14 protein-coding genes are annotated in these 17,061 nt (G+C 46.0%); 1 reads left to right on the forward strand and 13 read right to left on the reverse strand.

The features are described 5' to 3' along the window. Positions 1 to 4: 4 nt before the first annotated feature. From uvrB to M3212_RS07640, 6 genes are all read right to left on the reverse strand, one after another. Positions 5 to 1,987 carry an excinuclease ABC subunit UvrB gene (gene uvrB / locus M3212_RS07615; RefSeq protein WP_251193352.1) on the reverse strand — a complete coding sequence of 661 codons (1,983 nt, stop codon included), beginning with the start codon at positions 1,985 to 1,987 and terminating at the stop codon, positions 5 to 7. Positions 1,988 to 2,541: 554 nt separating this feature from the next. Next, complete coding sequence (locus M3212_RS07620) at positions 2,542 to 2,766, reverse strand: DUF2198 family protein (RefSeq protein ID WP_251193353.1); 225 nt, start codon at positions 2,764 to 2,766, stop codon at positions 2,542 to 2,544. A 79-nt stretch (positions 2,767 to 2,845) separates the two neighbouring features. Beyond that, a complete protein-coding gene (motB, locus tag M3212_RS07625; protein WP_251193354.1) occupies positions 2,846 to 3,601 on the reverse strand; it encodes a flagellar motor protein MotB in 756 nt (251 codons plus the stop codon). Continuing rightward, positions 3,594 to 4,394, reverse strand: coding sequence for a flagellar motor stator protein MotA (gene motA, locus M3212_RS07630; RefSeq protein WP_251193355.1), 801 nt, complete (start codon positions 4,392 to 4,394; stop codon positions 3,594 to 3,596). The genes motB and motA overlap by 8 nt, the downstream gene beginning before the upstream one ends. A gap of 384 nt (positions 4,395 to 4,778) precedes the next feature. Next, complete coding sequence (locus M3212_RS07635) at positions 4,779 to 5,963, reverse strand: PDZ domain-containing protein (protein ID WP_251193356.1); 1,185 nt, start codon at positions 5,961 to 5,963, stop codon at positions 4,779 to 4,781. 231 nt (positions 5,964 to 6,194) lie between these two features. After that, on the reverse strand, positions 6,195 to 7,661 hold the full coding sequence (locus M3212_RS07640; protein ID WP_251193357.1) for a S41 family peptidase: 1,467 nt from the start codon (positions 7,659 to 7,661) through the stop codon (positions 6,195 to 6,197). A gap of 593 nt (positions 7,662 to 8,254) precedes the next feature. Here M3212_RS07640 and M3212_RS07645 point away from each other — a divergent pair. Next, positions 8,255 to 8,485 (forward strand): hypothetical protein, encoded by a 231-nt coding sequence (locus M3212_RS07645; RefSeq protein WP_251193358.1) that lies wholly within the window; start codon positions 8,255 to 8,257, stop codon positions 8,483 to 8,485. Between the two features lie 486 nt (positions 8,486 to 8,971). Here the strand turns inward: M3212_RS07645 and M3212_RS07650 are convergent, their stop codons facing one another. The 7 genes from M3212_RS07650 to prfB form a co-directional block, all read right to left on the reverse strand. Then, positions 8,972 to 10,663 (reverse strand): methyl-accepting chemotaxis protein, encoded by a 1,692-nt coding sequence (locus tag M3212_RS07650; protein ID WP_251193359.1) that lies wholly within the window; start codon positions 10,661 to 10,663, stop codon positions 8,972 to 8,974. 509 nt (positions 10,664 to 11,172) lie between these two features. After that, positions 11,173 to 12,462 (reverse strand): murein hydrolase activator EnvC family protein, encoded by a 1,290-nt coding sequence (locus tag M3212_RS07655; protein ID WP_251193360.1) that lies wholly within the window; start codon positions 12,460 to 12,462, stop codon positions 11,173 to 11,175. Positions 12,463 to 12,516: 54 nt separating this feature from the next. Further along, positions 12,517 to 13,410, reverse strand: coding sequence for a permease-like cell division protein FtsX (gene ftsX, locus M3212_RS07660; protein ID WP_251193361.1), 894 nt, complete (start codon positions 13,408 to 13,410; stop codon positions 12,517 to 12,519). Next, positions 13,400 to 14,086, reverse strand: a complete 687-nt coding sequence (ftsE, locus tag M3212_RS07665) for a cell division ATP-binding protein FtsE (RefSeq protein WP_251193362.1) — start codon at positions 14,084 to 14,086, stop codon at positions 13,400 to 13,402. Before ftsE ends, ftsX begins: the two co-directional genes overlap by 11 nt. 297 nt (positions 14,087 to 14,383) lie before the next feature. After that, entirely contained in the window at positions 14,384 to 14,743 is a 360-nt protein-coding gene (locus tag M3212_RS07670) for a c-type cytochrome (protein ID WP_251193363.1), read from the reverse strand. Between the two features lie 68 nt (positions 14,744 to 14,811). Further along, on the reverse strand, positions 14,812 to 15,684 hold the full coding sequence (locus tag M3212_RS07675; RefSeq protein ID WP_251193364.1) for a YitT family protein: 873 nt from the start codon (positions 15,682 to 15,684) through the stop codon (positions 14,812 to 14,814). 251 nt (positions 15,685 to 15,935) lie between these two features. Then, positions 15,936 to 17,052 (reverse strand): peptide chain release factor 2 gene (gene prfB / locus M3212_RS07680; RefSeq protein WP_251193365.1). Its coding sequence is split into 2 segments (ribosomal slippage): positions 15,936 to 16,979 and positions 16,981 to 17,052, totalling 1,116 coding nucleotides; the frame shifts between segments, so codons are not numbered across the junction. Positions 17,053 to 17,061 lie beyond the last annotated feature (9 nt).

Here is a 17,061-nt window from a genome sequence, read left to right on the forward strand (position 1 = left end):
GTCCTCACCCTTCCGCTTTCAATTCAAGAACAAGGTCACGAAGCTCGGCGGCGCGTTCAAAGTTAAGAGTACGCGCTGCTTCTTTCATTTCCTGTTCCATTCGTTCGATCATGGCTTTTCTGTCTTTCTTGCTTAAGGAGGCTGTGGCTGGTACGCCATAGCTTTCTGCCTCCGTATCCTCCGCGACCATTGTCGCCTGAATCACATCCGGGATGCTCTTTTGAATCGTTTTCGGCGTAATGCCGTGCTTGCGATTATGCTCCTCCTGAATCGTCCGGCGTCGCGCTGTCTCATCAATGGCGATCCGCATCGAATTCGTTATTTTGTCGGCGTACATGATGACGTGGCCGTTTTCATTACGCGCTGCCCGGCCAATCGTTTGGATAAGGGAACGCTCGGCCCGAAGAAAGCCTTCCTTGTCTGCGTCAAGAATGGCGACGAGCGACACCTCGGGAATATCCAGTCCTTCTCGCAAAAGGTTAATCCCGATCAACACATCAAACGAGCCGAGCCGGAGCTGACGAATGATTTCAATCCGTTCAAGTGTCTTCACCTCCGAGTGAAGATAGCGGACACGGATGCCGATTTCTTTCAGATAATCGGTTAAGTCTTCGGACATTTTCTTTGTTAATGTTGTCACAAGAACCCGTTCATTGCGCTCCGTGCGCAGCCGGATCTCTTCAATTAAATCATCAATCTGCCCTTCAATCGGTCTGACATCAATCGTCGGGTCTAGCAAGCCGGTCGGTCGGATAATTTGCTCAACCATTTTCGGCGTATGCTCCAGCTCGTAAGGACCGGGGGTCGCCGAGACGTAAACAGCCTGATTGACTTTCGCTTCAAACTCTTCAAATCGTAGCGGACGATTATCCAGGGCAGAAGGCAGTCGAAACCCATGGTCAACTAAAACCTGTTTTCTTGCCCTGTCCCCATTAAACATCCCGCGCACCTGCGGCAGCGTGACATGGGACTCGTCGGCGATCAAGAGAAAATCGTCGGGAAAGAAATCAAGCAAGGTGTACGGCGTCGCGCCGGCTTCACGCAATGTAAGATGACGCGAGTAATTCTCAATTCCGGAGCAGAAGCCCATTTCACTCATCATCTCAAGATCATAGCGCGTGCGCTGTTCAAGCCGCTGCGCTTCCAGTAGCTTCCCTGCTTCCTTAAGCTCCTTCAGTCTTTCCTCGAGCTCGACTTCGATATTGGCGATTGCTTTTTTCAGCTTTGCTTCCCGCGTAACGAAGTGGGAAGCCGGGAAAATCGCGACATGATTACGCTCCCCCTTTATCTCTCCGGTCAAAGCATCCACTTCGGTCATCCGGTCAATCTCATCACCAAAAAACTCGACCCGTATACACTGTTCATCGCGCGAAGCCGGAAAGATCTCCACAACATCGCCACGAACACGAAACGTCCCGCGAACGAAGTTGATGTCATTACGGTCGTATTGAATATCAACGAGATTGCGCAACAGTTCATTGCGGTCCATCTCCATTCCGACACGAAGAGAAACGACAAGGTCGCGGTATTCCTCCGGTGACCCCAACCCGTAAATGCAGGACACACTGGCGATAATAATCACATCTCTCCGCTCAAATAAAGCGCTTGTCGCCGAGTGACGCAGCTTATCAATTTCATCATTGATGCTGGCGTCCTTTTCTATAAAGGTATCAGAGCTTGGTACATAGGCCTCCGGCTGATAGTAATCATAATAACTGACAAAGTATTCAACGGCATTATTCGGAAAGAACTCTTTAAACTCACTGTATAGCTGACCAGCCAGAGTCTTATTATGAGCCATCACAAGAGTTGGTTTATTTACTGCCTGAATGACATTCGACATCGTAAACGTCTTCCCTGTACCCGTGGCACCGAGTAAGGTCTGATGCCTCTCCCCTCTCTGCAGCCCTTCGACGATTTCCTTAATCGCCCGGGGCTGATCACCCTGCGGCTCATAAGGGGACACAAGTTCAAATGAACGCTCCAACGATATAACCTCCTCCGCATCTCTATCTTTTCAGCATAGCACTGTTGTCTATTCTTTAAACCATATCGTCCTTTTACTTTCATTTTCATCCTGAAAGAAAATCTGTTCTTCTACGAGAACAAACATAATTATACCATAGCCAATTTGAAAAAACACAAACAAAGCGAACGAATGTGCTTGTTTTTTTGTCAGGATTTTCAAATAAGAGAACGGCACAACTTCTTTTATATAAGATGAATAGAGGCGGGAACCGGTTGATTTCCGCTTCTCGTTGTTTGCGTTCTGCGCGCTACTTCATCATTTGACACCTGCAACATCAGAGAGAAAGGCAGAAGATCAACGAATGTAAATGGGGACGGTTTGGATTGAAAAATTGGTCTCTCGGCGAACGGGCGATGCCAATGCCTTCCTCGATCCATCACGCACCCTTTTTGCTTTCCTGCCTCATTAAAAAAGCCTAACACAGAAGGCAAACATCACCCTTTTGTGTTAGGCTTTGTGCAGAACAGAGCGTCTGCTGTTTTTCATCTCAACCCCGGAGCCGGAGGAAGCTTTTACATTCCCTGTATTCGTTTCAACCTTTTTTTCGCCAAGGCAAAGCCTCCTGCAAATGACAGCAGTGTCAACATCATGATCGGCCACGGCTGAGTATGGCTATCAAGAACGACAAAGAGTACCATGAAAGTCACGATACAGGCTCCTATCAAACTAAACGTAATACGGGTCACCACGACCATTAAGAGAAACGGGGCGAGAAGTGCCAGTACTGCATCAATCATTCGTTTGTCCTACCCCTTTGCCTCTTACTTCGTTCGTTTCAAACGATTCGCTCTTAATCGTATCATAATCCGCTTTGTTTTACCTATTATCAAGACTTTCATTCGGTAAAATCAACACTTCCACCCTGCGATTCCTCTCTCTGCCCTCAGGCGTGTCATTCGAGGCAACCGGCTGGTATTCACTATAGCCTGTCGCGCTTAATAGACTAGGATCAAGATCTTCATTTTCAAGCAGAATTTTCGTGAAATTCAATGCCCGATCGGCACTCAAATCCCAATTGGAGCGATACTCCGCATTATGAATCGGCACATTATCCGTGTGTCCGGCAACGACAATCCGGCGTGGCGGATCTGATATAAGCAAACCGGAAATTTGCTGAACGACGTCCAGTGCATCCTGACGAACCTCCGCGCTACCAGAATGAAATAGTGCCTGATCAAGGATTGTCAACAGCAGGCCGTCAGCAGATAAGCTCGTTTGCAGCTCGGAGCTGAGGCTGTTTTCCTCTATGTATGAATCAATTTGCTGCTTCAGCTCTTCCAGTTCGCGCCGTTCGTTTGATACAGCACGACCATCTTCTTGAGAAGTCCCTTGTCTTACTTCTTCCATCCCGGAGTTGACAGGTGTCGGAACAGGCTGCTCAAGCAAGCCTCTCCCCCCTTGAAAGGTTTCATTGAATGTAATCATCATCTGCTCATACCGCTCCGCATCCACAGAACTGACAGCGAATAAGACGATGAAAAGAGCGAGCAGCAAGGTCAGCATATCCGCATATGGAATCAGCCATGTCTCATCAATATGCTCTTCATGATGCTTCTTTCGCCTTTTAGCCATTTACACTCTCCCCCTGGTTGACTGCTTCTCCCCGCTTTGCTTTTTCAACCAATGACAAGTATACGAGCAATTTGTCTTCCAGCGCCCGTGGAGAAATACCAGCCTGAATTGAGAGAACTCCTTCGATCATCAAACTCTTCTGCGTCAGCTCCAGCTTCGATTTGCGCTTCAATTTATTCGCGAATGGATGCCAAAGCACATAACCCGTAAAAATACCAAACAGCGTGGCGACAAATGCCGCTGAAATCGCGTAGCCAAGAGCATCAATATCATTTAAATCACCAAGGGCGGCAATCAAGCCCATCACGGCCCCGAGAACCCCGAGGGTCGGCGCATACGTCCCTGCCTGAGTAAAAATCGCCGCGCCCGAGGCATGACGCTCTTCCATCACTTCAAGCTCAACTTCCATCGTATCGCGAATAAAATCCGGATCGAGACCATCGACGACCATCTTCATCCCTTGCTTTAAAAACGGCTCCTCTATTTGCTCAATTTCATTTTCCAGGGCGAGCAAACCCTCTTTTCGCGCCATGGCGCTAAGATTAACAAATAACGAAATCAGTTCAGAGGTGTTTGGAATTTGTTGTCTTTGAAAAATCACTTTAAATAGCTTTGGAATTCGCTTTACATCCTCAGACGGAAAACCGATTAAAATCGCCGCCACTGTCCCAACTAAAATAATTGTTATAGCAGCTGGGTTAACCAGGACCATCAGGCTGGTCCCTTTAAAGACCATACTAATTATCACAGCTGCTACACCAACTATTACGCCTATAATAGACATCTTATCCATTCGTCACTTCACCCATTCCTTTTTCCTTGCGATTTATTGACCCTACTCCCCCTCACCGAAGTCAAATGTCACCTCCGCGTTCAGGTATCTCCCCATCAGTTTTACCAGTGACTTCTCTCCTATCAGAAAAGTTTCACTTTTTCTATTAACATACCATCATTTTCAAAGAAAAACAAAAGGTTCCGAGGTTTTTCAACATAATTCTTTGCCACAATAGTGCTTAAGTCTCTAAATTTATCCAAATTTCGACTCGTTGAGGGGAGGACTTTGTCAAAAAAAGAAAAAAAGCAGCTCTTCCTTTCTGTTTGATTTCCACAGAAAAAGAAGGGCTGCTTCGGTGAGGCCACTGAAAATCGTCCGTTTTCATAACTCGAAGAACGCGCCTTAAATAATAGAATCCTGAAGCTGGATGTCGTCTTTTACGAGCAGGACACCGAGCTGGTGGTGTCCGCCATCATAGATCGCGCCTTGGGCAAAGCGGAGCTCCCCGTCATGATTAAGGACCTCCAGCTTACAAAAAGCTGAATTTTGCTGGAGAGCTTCATAAAAGCTCCCGTCGTTTGAAACCGGTTTTCCATTTACTCTTACGATAATCTCGCCGATTTCAAGATTCATTTTCTCAGCTGGGCTTCCTGGAAGAATACCAAGAACGACACAGCCTTTTTCTTTCGCCGAGAAGAAATCAGGCTGTTTTTCGTCCTTTTCCTTTGCCAGAAGCCAGATCAGCTCACGCCCGGCGATGACCGCAGCACCAAGCACAACCGCCACATACGGGCTGTAGTAGCTCGCCGCTGCAAGACCGCCTAAAATGAGACCGAAAAAGAATAGCCGGTTGCCGTGCTGCCTAATTGGAATATGCGGCAATGTCGCCTTTATCCGCTGTTGAAAGCCGAATAAAAGTGGAAGAAGAACAGGTTGCCAGCCTCCATCGCCGATTTGCAGCACAGGCCAATAAGAAAAGGAAGGGAGAAGTCCATCAGGGATAAAAAAGAGAACCGGTACGACCCAAAGCCGCTTTGCCTCATGGAAACCGACCCATTTCCCCCGCTTGCTTCTTCGTAGCTTCGGCGAAGAAAAGCGCGCTCCATTCGTCCGAATCAGAATCCCTTCTGCTATAACAAATAAGGACGCTAAGCCGGCTAGAGCGAAAAGAGGAATGAGCGTAATTCGTTCATAAACGCCGGCAAGCATCGAACTTTCGCCGAGCCACGGTTCCATCCCGTAGAAAAGAAGGCACAGGCCGAGCACGAAAGCCGGGCTGATCCAGCGCAGTTGGCAAGTCAATGCGGTGAGTACGTATAGAGCCGCCACCAAAAGCAGCCATTCGATCGTCACGACAACGCCGACTAAGCCGGTAATGAGGGAAAGCGCGCCTCCCATAAGCAAAGCTGGAAGTAATGGGATTGTCCAATCCGCACGTTTCGAATAGACGCGCGTATGAAAAGATTCGCGTTCCCGCTTCACCCTGCCAGCAGATATGAAAGCAATGATGATAAAACCAAGATATAAAAGTGGGTTAGCTAGAAACGAAAGGATGAGCCAACCCAAGCTGCTCATTATGTCCATCATAGTCGGTTCTCCTTCAGCCTTCTGAATCGTAAATAAGAAACCAGCTGTATCGTTTTTTACACCAAAAAAGTTGCTCCATCTTTTAAAAGCCTAGAGAGGAGTAAGGTTCTCCTCTCTAGGCGAGTAGTGAACCAGCCATTGTCAATTCTTCGAAGGCTTTTATTATATCTCCTTCTTATTTCGACAAAGACTGTCTGTCTTCCTTTAATAGCCGATAAGTCATTTGCACGATTATCGTGAAGTGCCAGCCTGCTCCAGCACTAATTCAATTGCTGTTTGGAGCTGGCGATCATTTTCACGCTCCCGTACATTTTCTAAAATCTGCTGCTGCAGCAAATCGGCTGTTTCTTTCGTTAAATCACCCGTCGCTTCTAGCTTATGCGTCTGTTGAAAAGCGAGGACCGCCTGCTTTGTCTGCCCATCAAAATAGCCGTCCGTTCGCCCAGTTTCAAAGCCGAGCCCTTTTAACATGATCTGGGCGCTCCTGATTTGCTCATTCATCATTTCCTCTACGAGCGTTTCTTCAAACGTCAAAGGCGTCGTATAAAAATAATCCGGCTGGCGTACTTCAACAGTTGGCTTAACCCCTTCACCGTTAATATCATTTCCAGCGGTTGTCAGCCATTTGAATAAAGAAAGCTTCAGCTCACTTCCATCTCCTAAACGGATCGTCTGTTGGACTGTCCCTTTCCCAAATGTTGTTTCGCCGACAACGTCATAACCGCCACCTTCAATTAAGGCCGCTGCAAGAATTTCTGAAGCGGAAGCGGAAGCACCGTCCGTAATCCCGACAATCGGATATGGCTTCGGTTCTTTAAGTGAAGACACATAGCGGACTTTCTCACCGGCGCGGTTTTCAATTTGGACAATCGGCTGTTCATTCGGTATGACCAGATCACCAATTTCCTCGACCGCGTCCAAATAGCCGCCCGGGTTACCACGTACATCAATCAACAGGCCATCAATACCTTCCGCCTCAAGGCTGCTCAGGCTTTCCTTAAAGCGCACAGCCGTATCCTCTGAAAAAGAGGTAATCTCAAGCAGACCGACTTTCTTTCCATTACGCTCGATCACCTCCGAGCGCACTGTTTCAATCGGGATTTCATCACGCTCTACCGGGACCTCGATCAGTTCACTTGAACCGGCCCGTTCAATCGTCAGACGAACCGTCGTCCCCTGCTCGCCACGAATTTTCAAGACAGCCTCATACAAAGAAAGACCTTCAATTGACTCGCCGTCAATTTCAATGATCTTATCATTAGGCTGCAAACCGGCCCGTTCAGCCGGAGATTCACGGAATGGGGCAACAATCGTCACCTTCCCGTCTGTCATACTTACTTCCGCGCCGATCCCTTCAAAATGAGAGCCTAATGATTCAACAAATTGATTGGCTGTCTCCTGATCCATATAAACAGAATATGGATCTTCCAGTGTTCGCAGCATTCCTTCAATCGCGCCCTCAATTAATTGCTGATCACTTACTTCTTCGACATACTGCTCCTGAATAATCGTCAGCGCCTTTTCAAACTTCTCCAGCAGCTCTTTGTCTGTTAACTCGACATTTCCCACCGCTTCCTCACTGCCTCCGACAGGCGAGACGGCATTTGACATTCCACCCTGATCAGACAGAAAGAAAAAAAGGTACGCTCCCAGAGCCAACAATGCAATACATACGATCAACGACTGTTTTCTATTCATCTTCACCAACTCCCATTCCGTCTCAAAAACCGTTTCTCTTCAGGCTCTTGAAAACAAAAAGCACCACACCACTAAACGTGTAATGCTGTTTTTCCACACCAACGTTACTCCTTATTCCTCTTTATCATTACCTTATGTCCAGCTTGTACCAGTTATGTTTTTCAACATCATCATTTTATCAAAGATAGAGGATAAGTTCAAAGAACTGCCAATCATTTCTAAACAAATAATCCCGAAGTCGGTCGTAGGACGAGAGCCGGACACAAATGACACAGTCGCCCCCAATTGATTCAAAAAGAAAGCGTCCAAAGGTTTTTTCCTTTGAACACTCCCCTTTTCGAAGCTGCTGAAAAAGTACGATTTTCACTTTTTCAACAGCTTTTTAGTGATGAGCGTAGCCATTACTCTTCTTCGAGTTACGAAAAAGGAAGTTTTTCAGTGGCCTCCCCTTTTCCTGTTTCTTCGTTCTACAATAAACTTTTTAAACTCATTTCATTAAAAACGCTATAAACTCGCACTGTCTGAAAACAGACAGTGCGAGTTTATAACGTTTATTCATTCCTCGAAGGCGCTTCAATGTCTGCGTACGCCCAATGACTGATAGGTACATCAGTAAAGGTTGGGAACTCTCCAATGTCGCTGACGCCCCGGTCGCTCCGGTGGGGCTTGTGTTGGTGAAGGTGCTGCCTGTGATCGTCAGATCGGCGATGACAGCGCCGGATAACGTTTCCGCAAACAACCCGATGCAGGAGTTCAGACCGCCAAACGTGCAGTTCGCAGAGCCGGAAATAGTCAGTCCGGAGATGACATGCCCTTGGCCATGAAGCTCACCCCTGAATTCCGGCAACGGCGTCCAGCCGGCCGCATACGCCGAATCAGCCAGATCGATGTCGGCCGCCAGCAAACGGCGAAGCGTTCACCGGTCCAGGATACGCACCAAACACAAGCACAAACATAAGAAACAGCAATACATACTTTGAAACAGACTTAAAGATCAATTCCATTCTGAATCTTCCCTCTTTTGAACCATTCGCTCTGTTTATCCTCCAGCTTGTGCTCGTCATCACTTCAGTGAATGCTCTGACGCAGTAGGACAGACCGTTGACTTTTTTGTTTCAGTTATAAACCGAGTCTATGTCGAGAGGAAGCCTTTCATTGGTAATTCCGTCAAATATCTATGTGTTTAATCCTATATCTTAAGTCCCTATTTTTAAAAATAAATAATGAAAGACAGTACCAAAGGTTCTAGGAACCTTCTGATACTGCCTTTCATGTCAATAACACCTATTTTTCAATACTCTTGATCGTGGTTATAGCTTAAATTTTTGAACCGACTGTTGTAAAGATTCAGCCAAACCGGAAAGCGAAGCAGAGGCAGAGGCAATCTCTTCCATCGTTGCATTTTGTTCCTCTGTCGATGCTGCAACATCCTGAGCATACCCAGAAGATTCTTCAGCAATTTGCGAGGCATCTTTTACAAATGAAGCCATCGTATTCATTTCTGCCGTCATTCCTTGTAAAGCAGATGATACCTCGTTGATTTCTGCAGAAACATCTACAATTGCGGATGAAATGACTTCAAATTCATTACCTGCAAGGTCCACATAGGCTTTTCCATCGTTTACTGCATGAATTGTTTCATCCATGGAAATAACGGATTGGTTGATTTCTTGCTGAATCTCATTTATCAGATGACTAATTTGTTTAGCCGACTCACTGGACTTCTCTGCTAATTTCCGCACCTCTTCAGCAACCACGGCAAATCCTTTTCCATGTTCTCCGGCTCTTGCTGCCTCAATAGCTGCATTAAGTGCCAATAAATTGGTCTGGTCAGCAACAGCAGTAATGAGAGAACTAATTTTTTCAATTTCACTCGATTTATTACTTAGTCCTTTAACTGATATTGAAATTTCATCTGCTTTATTTGTAATCAAGCTCATTTGGGAGATAGTATCCTTAATCACCTGTTTTCCATTCTCAGCCTTTTCTTTTGTCACACTTGCAGATGTATTAACCGACTGAACCGATTCCGATATTTTCTCCATACTGTTAGACATGCTAATCGACGTATGATTTGCATTGGTTATTTTCATTAATTGGTTTTCAGTACCCGAAGCGATAGATTGGATAGCCTCCGTGATTTGTTCAGTTGCCTTACTTGTTTCCAAAGCTCCTGCTGATAACTGTTCCGAAGAGGCTGCCACTTGATCAGAAGTGGTTACAACCTTGTTAATCAACTGATGCAAATTATCTCGCATCGTTTTATAGCTTTGTGCCAGTTGCCCTATTTCATCCTTTGAAGAGTCCGTTACAACAGCTGTAAAGTCACCTTCTCCGGCCCTCTCTAATGCTTGTCCCACATTTTTAAGTCGTCTCTTTAGTTGCTTCGAAAACAGGAATACGATGATAGAGCCCACTCCAATTCCAATAACAAGCACAATGAGGAATCCGTTTATAATATCACCAATTGTCTTATCAATAAACTCCTCTGTAGCACCGACAAACCACATGCCAATTATTTGACCACTTCCATCTTTAATTGGTTGATAAGCGGTTTGTACCCTCATTCCAGCTACTTCTGCCTCACCGTAATAATGTTGACCCTCTCTTAATACAGTTTGTATAACGGAATCCGAAGCCTGCGTTTGAACAGCACGATTTCCATTCTCCATTACAGTCGTGCTTACTCGTGTATCATTTTGAAAAATTGTCACTAACCCACCTGTCATAGTAGCGATATCGTCAACTATTTTAGCATTATCATTAATCTTCACATCGCCCTTATACAACAGTCCATCGTTTATCCTCCACTCTCCCGGATATTCCTCATTAATGGCTATGAAGGAGAGCGCTAAATCACTTCGAGCCTTTTCAACTGCCATTTCTTTAACTCCAGTTGAAACAAGGTGTTGAGTGACAAAGCCGAGTAGTAACGAAAAAACAAGTAAAATCGCTATAACGAGTAGGTTAATTTTTGTTCCAATTTTAAAATTACTAATCATAATCCCCTCCAGTAAACATTATTTTGAAAAGAAACCATATTAAAAAGTTTGATACACTTCTGAACTCTTCTCCGCCTTTTCCCTACTAAACTCATTCATACTTAATCTATTTTTTATCTGATGCTTACTGAATTTCTGCATAAGCTCTTCACCTGTACGTTTCAGTTCATTAGATATCAGGCTAAATATTTATAACATAAAGCCCTTTTAGTTTCAAAAACTTTTTTCCTTCTATTAACAAGTTCCAATTTTTCGAAAATTCCTTATAAGTTGAAAGTATTTTCTGTTACTAAATCTATATTCATAGCTTCTATAATCCATTTGAATCGTCAATTTCTCCAGTGCTCAGTTACAGTTTTGGTATTGGTTTTACTAAGCGGGTAACAGTCACTCTTCCCATTACAATAAAAAAGCACATCATTATCAACTACATTGACAATGATGTGCTCACTTCATTTTTCGTTTTTGATTTTACATGCTCCCAAAGTTTTATTGTAACGTATTAATCCTTAATTCGGAATATAGTTTAACGGATTGACCGCGTTGGACTTCGCTCCATTCCACCCGCCTTCATGAACTTCGAAGTGTAAATGAGCGCCGAACGAGCGACCCGTATTCCCCATAATTCCGATCGTTTGCCCTTTCGAGACACTTTGACCACTTGAGACATTCATGCGCTCCAGATGCGCATACAATGTCGTAATCAGCTGTCCCTCGACATAATGGGCAATGATAACCGTGTTTCCGTAGCCATTCATATAGCTTGCACTTACAACTGTTCCATCCTGGACGGCAACAATCGGCACATCTCCGGTACGACCGTTCTTACCAATGTCAATACCGTAGTGCATCCGTCCGCCGAAAGAACTGCGTGGTCCAAACGTTGACGTGATTCTTCCGGTTGCCGGGCGCATAAAACCGGAGTTTGTCACCGCCGGCGTACTGTGCATTTGACCGCTGCCACTACCGCCCCCGCCGCCGCTTCTTGAAGCGGCCGCCGCAGCGGCTGCTGCCTGACGCTGGCGCTCTTCATACTCGGCCAGTTCCTTTTTCAATGCAGCCTCCTGGGCGCGGAGAATTTCATCCTCATTCTCCAATTCACCAAGATCGTCATGCAGTTCATCCTCGCGCTGCTGCAGACGGCTCATCAGCTCGTCCTTTTGCTCGCGCTGCGCATCTAGCTCAGCCATTAACCGTTCAAGCTCGGCTAAATGCCCCTCTAATGTTTGCAGCTCCTGCTCCACTTCCTGCTTTGCTGCTTCAAGCCGGTTTTGATCTTCAATATGAGCTTCAATAATGTTACGGTCCTGCTGCGCGATGACAGACAGGGCATTCACCCGGTCGAGAAAATCACCAAAGCTCTTCGCTCCAAGAATAACTTCCAGATAATTAATCGAGCCACCGCTCTGATACATCGCCCGTGCTCTATCTTTAAGAAGAACGTCTCTTTCCGCAATTCGCTCCTCCAGCTCAGCAATCTCTGCGCGAAGTGCCTCGATTTGGGCGCGCACTTCTTCGATCTCGCTTCGTTTGTCACGAATGTTTTGACTCGTGGTCGCCACTTCATGATCAATCTTTCGGATTTCCTCATTCAGCTGCTGCATTTCAGTCTCAAGCTTTTGAATTTCCGCTTCTGTCTTTTTTGCCTCTTCCTGTTTCTCCTGACGCTCACGCTGAACATCGGAAATCTTGCCTTCAATTTCCGAGTTCGCTAACGCCTCGTGATCAAATAAGCCCGCGCCTAAAGAACCAATCATTAGCAACAATGCAAGTCCAACTAAACCCAACCTTTGCTTCATTCAGCCGTTCCTCCTCATTTCCTGTAAAACTTTTCTTCTTACTTCATCGAACCTCTATACTTTCAAAAACTTCCGAACAGATACGATACTTCCCCAAACACCGATAAACGCCCCAATTCCGATAAGCAACGCTGCAATTTGCCATATGTATGGAAATAGAGGTAACAGGGAGAAAAACATAATTTCAAAACGCTCTCCAAAGTTCGATATCAAGTACGAATAGCCGAAGCCAATCAACAAAATCGGAATCAAAGATCCGACGACTCCCAAAAGCAATCCTTCTATAAAAAATGGCCAGCGGATGAACCCATTGGTTGCCCCGACAAGTTTCATAATCTGAATTTCTCGTTTTCTAGCCACAATTGTCAATTTAATCGTATTGGCAATCAAAAACATCGCCGTAAACATCATCGCCAACACAAGCACAAGACCAACTGTACGGAATAAATTCGTAAAGGCAAATAAGCGCTCTACAACATCCTGTCCAAAGTCAACCCGTTCCACATAAGGCATCTGTTCAAGCAATCTAGCAACCTGATCTGTCAGCTGTGGGCTGCTGGCCTCGACAATGAACACATCATTCAACGGATTTTCCGAGCGGATTGATTCAAAAACCTGTCCACGTTCATCTAAGCTATCAATCAACTGATTAAGCCCTTCATCTTTTCCTAAAAACGTCACCTCGGCCACATCCGGTGTTGTTTCAATTTGAGCTCTAAGCTCATCCTGCTGTTCCGCTGTTGCCGTCAACTCAATGTAAACCCGGATTTCGACGTCGTCCTCAATCACAGAAGCAAAATGATTGACGTTCATAATCAGAAGCAAAAAAGCCCCGACGACAAATAGCATAACTGCCACTGCGCTAATGGATGCGAACGTCATCCAACCATTTCGTCCCAAGTTCTTACTGCCTTCCCGAACATGACGTCCGAGAGTTCTAAGCTTCATAGCCGTAGGTCCCCCTTACTTCATCCCTAACCACGCGCCCGCCTTCGATCGCGATAACTCGTTTCTTGATCGTATTGACGATGTCTTTATTGTGAGTTGCCATAATAATCGTCGTGCCGCGATGGTTAATATCATCTAAGATGTCCATAATTCTCCAAGCTGTGTCCGGATCAAGATTTCCCGTCGGCTCGTCCGCGATCAGAACATCGGGCTGATTGACAATTGCTCTGGCAATTGCTACCCGCTGCTGCTCTCCACCTGATAATTCACTTGGCAAAAACCGCGCCTTGTTTTTCAATTGCACGATATCAAGCACATCCATCACTTTGCGCTTAATCATATCCGGCGCTTCCTCAATCACTTCAAGCGCAAACGCCACATTTTCATACACAGTCAAGCTCGGCAGCAGTTTAAAATCCTGAAACACCACACCGATTTTCCGGCGAAGTAACGGAATATCCTTTTCTTTAATCGTCGACAAGCTGGTTTCGTCGATAATGATTTCGCCCTTCGTCGCTTTCTCTTCGCGATACATCAGGCGGATAAACGTCGATTTCCCGGCACCGCTTGGTCCAACGACATAAACAAACTCGCCTTTTTTAATTTTTATATTAATTCCATTAATCGCCTTTACGTTATTGGAATAGGTCTTCCATACATCTTTCATTTCAATCATAACTGTTCACTTCCCCGCTCACCGTCATTTCACAAGCGATGCTTGTCCACTTCGAATGCTGTAGAAAAAGCACTGCTTTTCCCTCATCCTGTCGGTTCGCCTATCCATTATACCATTTATTAAAAATTATGGAGGACCAATTTTATTACAATTATATTTCAGTCTGTAATACGAGTCCCTTCGCTTTTCTCAACTCCGCAATGAAAAAAAGCTTGAGATAAAGGGATGGTTACCTTTTGTCTCAAGCTCCGAAGCCATTATTCGTAACGATGGCTTTTGTCCTCGTCTCTTACGTTCTTATTGAGTTTTAATCCATTGAGCGATGTTGTTGGCATCCTCTTGCGGGATGTTTTGAGCCGGCATTGTGCCTTGTCCATTTAAAATCACATCTTCAATTTCTTCAACTGAGAGTTCCGTCCCTGCCAAAGCTGGACCCGCTCCACCTTGCAGGTTCCCTCCATGACACCCAATACAGCTTGCCTCGTATGACGTACGAGCCGCTTCAGCGTCGAAATCACCCGCTGCTTCTTCTCCAGCCGCATCATCCGCCGGCGCTTCATCAACTGGAGCTTCATCAACCGGGGCTGGCTCTTCTCCTCCGCCTCCGCAAGCTGTCAAAGCAAAAACAGCACCTAGCACAAGTAGAAATTTCTTCATCTCTTTCCCTCCATTGATTCGTTTTGCAGGAGTTTCCTCCAAGCACATTATAGCTGATTTCTTTTTTGTCAGGCGTGCTTAAACCCTTCTCCAAGCACCTCCGTCGCGTTCGTAACAATGACAAACGCTTGCGGGTCAACAGCTTGAACGATATGTTTCAATTTTGTGACCTCGCTCTGATGGACAACACACATTAAAACGGGTCTTTCTTCTTCGGTATAACCGCCATAGCCGCTTAGCTTTGTTACGCCACGATCCACATCCCGCAAGATGCTTTTCCTCAGTTCTTCCTGATGATTGGAGATGATTAAAGCTACCTTTGCATATCCTACCCCCATTTGCACTAAATCAATCGTCTTTCCAGTCACAAATAGAGCAATTAACGCATATAACGCCAGTTCCAAACCAAATACAACCGCCGACGTCAGGACGATCAGCCCATCGAGGATAAAGACGCACGCGCCAAGTGAAACTCCAGTAAATTTCTGAATAATCTGCGCTGCAAGATCTGTTCCACCGGTGCTGGCGCTCGCTCGAAAGACGATCCCAAGCCCGAGACCTACGCCTATTCCGCCAAATAGTGCGCCAAGCAGTGCATCTTCAAAGCCGACTGACCATTCCCGCGTTAAAAACACAACAAAGGGGAGAAACAAAGTACCGGCCAATGTTTTAATCCCATATTTGAGCCCGCCAAGCAGCAGGAAACCGAGAATGAACAGAGGAATGTTAAAAGCCCATTGCGTAAAAGCCGGCTCGATACCGAACGTCGCATTAACAATCGTACTAATCCCGCTTACGCCGCCTGAGGCAATTTTATTGGGCAATAAAAACAAGTTAAACGCAATCGCGACGATCGCCGCCCCTGTCAGGATATATGTATAATCGATCAATAATTGCAGCCTGTGATTGAGAGGTCCTCTCCGTTTGCGAGGTGCTAGCATCCGCTTCACTCCTTTTTACTATCATATCCAAACCATTGGGTAGTATAGCATTAGCTCTCCTGGAAGTAAACGCGACTCCATTAGCGCGGTGAAGAAGTAAGAAGGGAAGCTTAGAAATGAAATCATGGAATGAGATTACTCAAAATATTCCTTCCATTTCTCCAGAACAAAGAAAGGGACGACGCAAATGCTGTCGTCCCTTTCTTTATTGAAGACCTACGCCTCATTCACTTTTGAGAGGCTAGCTCTAATTACTCCTGCTCCACTCCGCCGATGGCCTGACGCAAATAAGCATCGATGAAGCCGTCAAGGTCGCCATCCATAACGCTTGTCGTATTGCCGACTTCGTGATTGGTGCGATGGTCCTTGACCATGCTGTATGGATGAAACACATAAGAGCGGATTTGGCTTCCCCAACCAATTTCCTTTTGCTCGCCGCGAATTTCGGCAAGCTCCTGCTGCTGCTCTTCGATTTTGAGCTGATACAGCTTCGCTTTCATCATTTTCATCGCTTGTTCGCGGTTTTTAATTTGCGAGCGCTCGCTTTGGCAAGTGACGACTGTGTTGGTCGGCAAGTGGGTGATCCGTACCGCCGAATCGGTCGTATTAATATGCTGACCGCCGGCGCCACTTGCGCGATACGTGTCAATTTTCAAATCCTCAGGCGAGAGGTCGATGTCGACATTATCATCAAGCTCAGGCATCACTTCGCACGAAACGAACGATGTATGCCGCCTTCCCGACGAGTCAAACGGGGAAATCCGTACTAGCCGATGGACGCCTTTCTCGGCTTTTAAATAGCCGTAAGCATTATGACCTTTAATTAGCAATGTGACGCTTTTTACGCCGGCCTCATCACCGGGCAAATAATCCATCGTTTCAACTTTAAAGCCTTTTCGCTCCGCCCAGCGCGTGTACATCCGCAAAAGCATCGAAGCCCAGTCCTGCGACTCGGTCCCCCCGGCACCGGGATGAAGCTCAAGAATCGCATTATTCTTATCATAAGGCTCGCTTAACAAAAGCTGAAGTTCGAACTGATTCAGCGCTTCACTTAAGCTGGTGACGCCCTGCTCCAGATCTTTTTGCAGATCCTCGTCGGCTTCCTCCTTCACGAGCTCATAAGAAACCTCTAAATCCTCGTACTCCGATTCCAGCGCAAGAAAGCCGTTAACCTGTTCTTTTAACGCATTGGAATCGTTAATGACCGCCTGAGCCGCCTCCTGGTCATTCCAAAAATCAGGATCGGTCATCTTCTCTTCTAATTCAGCAATGCGTTCCTGCTTCTCATCGAGGTCAAAGAGACCCCCTAAAATTTGATAATCGCTTTGCCATTGTTGTCAACGTCTGCTTAATCTCTACTAGTTCCATCCTGCACCT

Source organism: Halalkalibacter oceani (genome assembly GCF_023715705.1).
GTDB lineage: Bacteria > Bacillota > Bacilli > Bacillales > Bacillaceae_D > Halalkalibacter > Halalkalibacter oceani_A.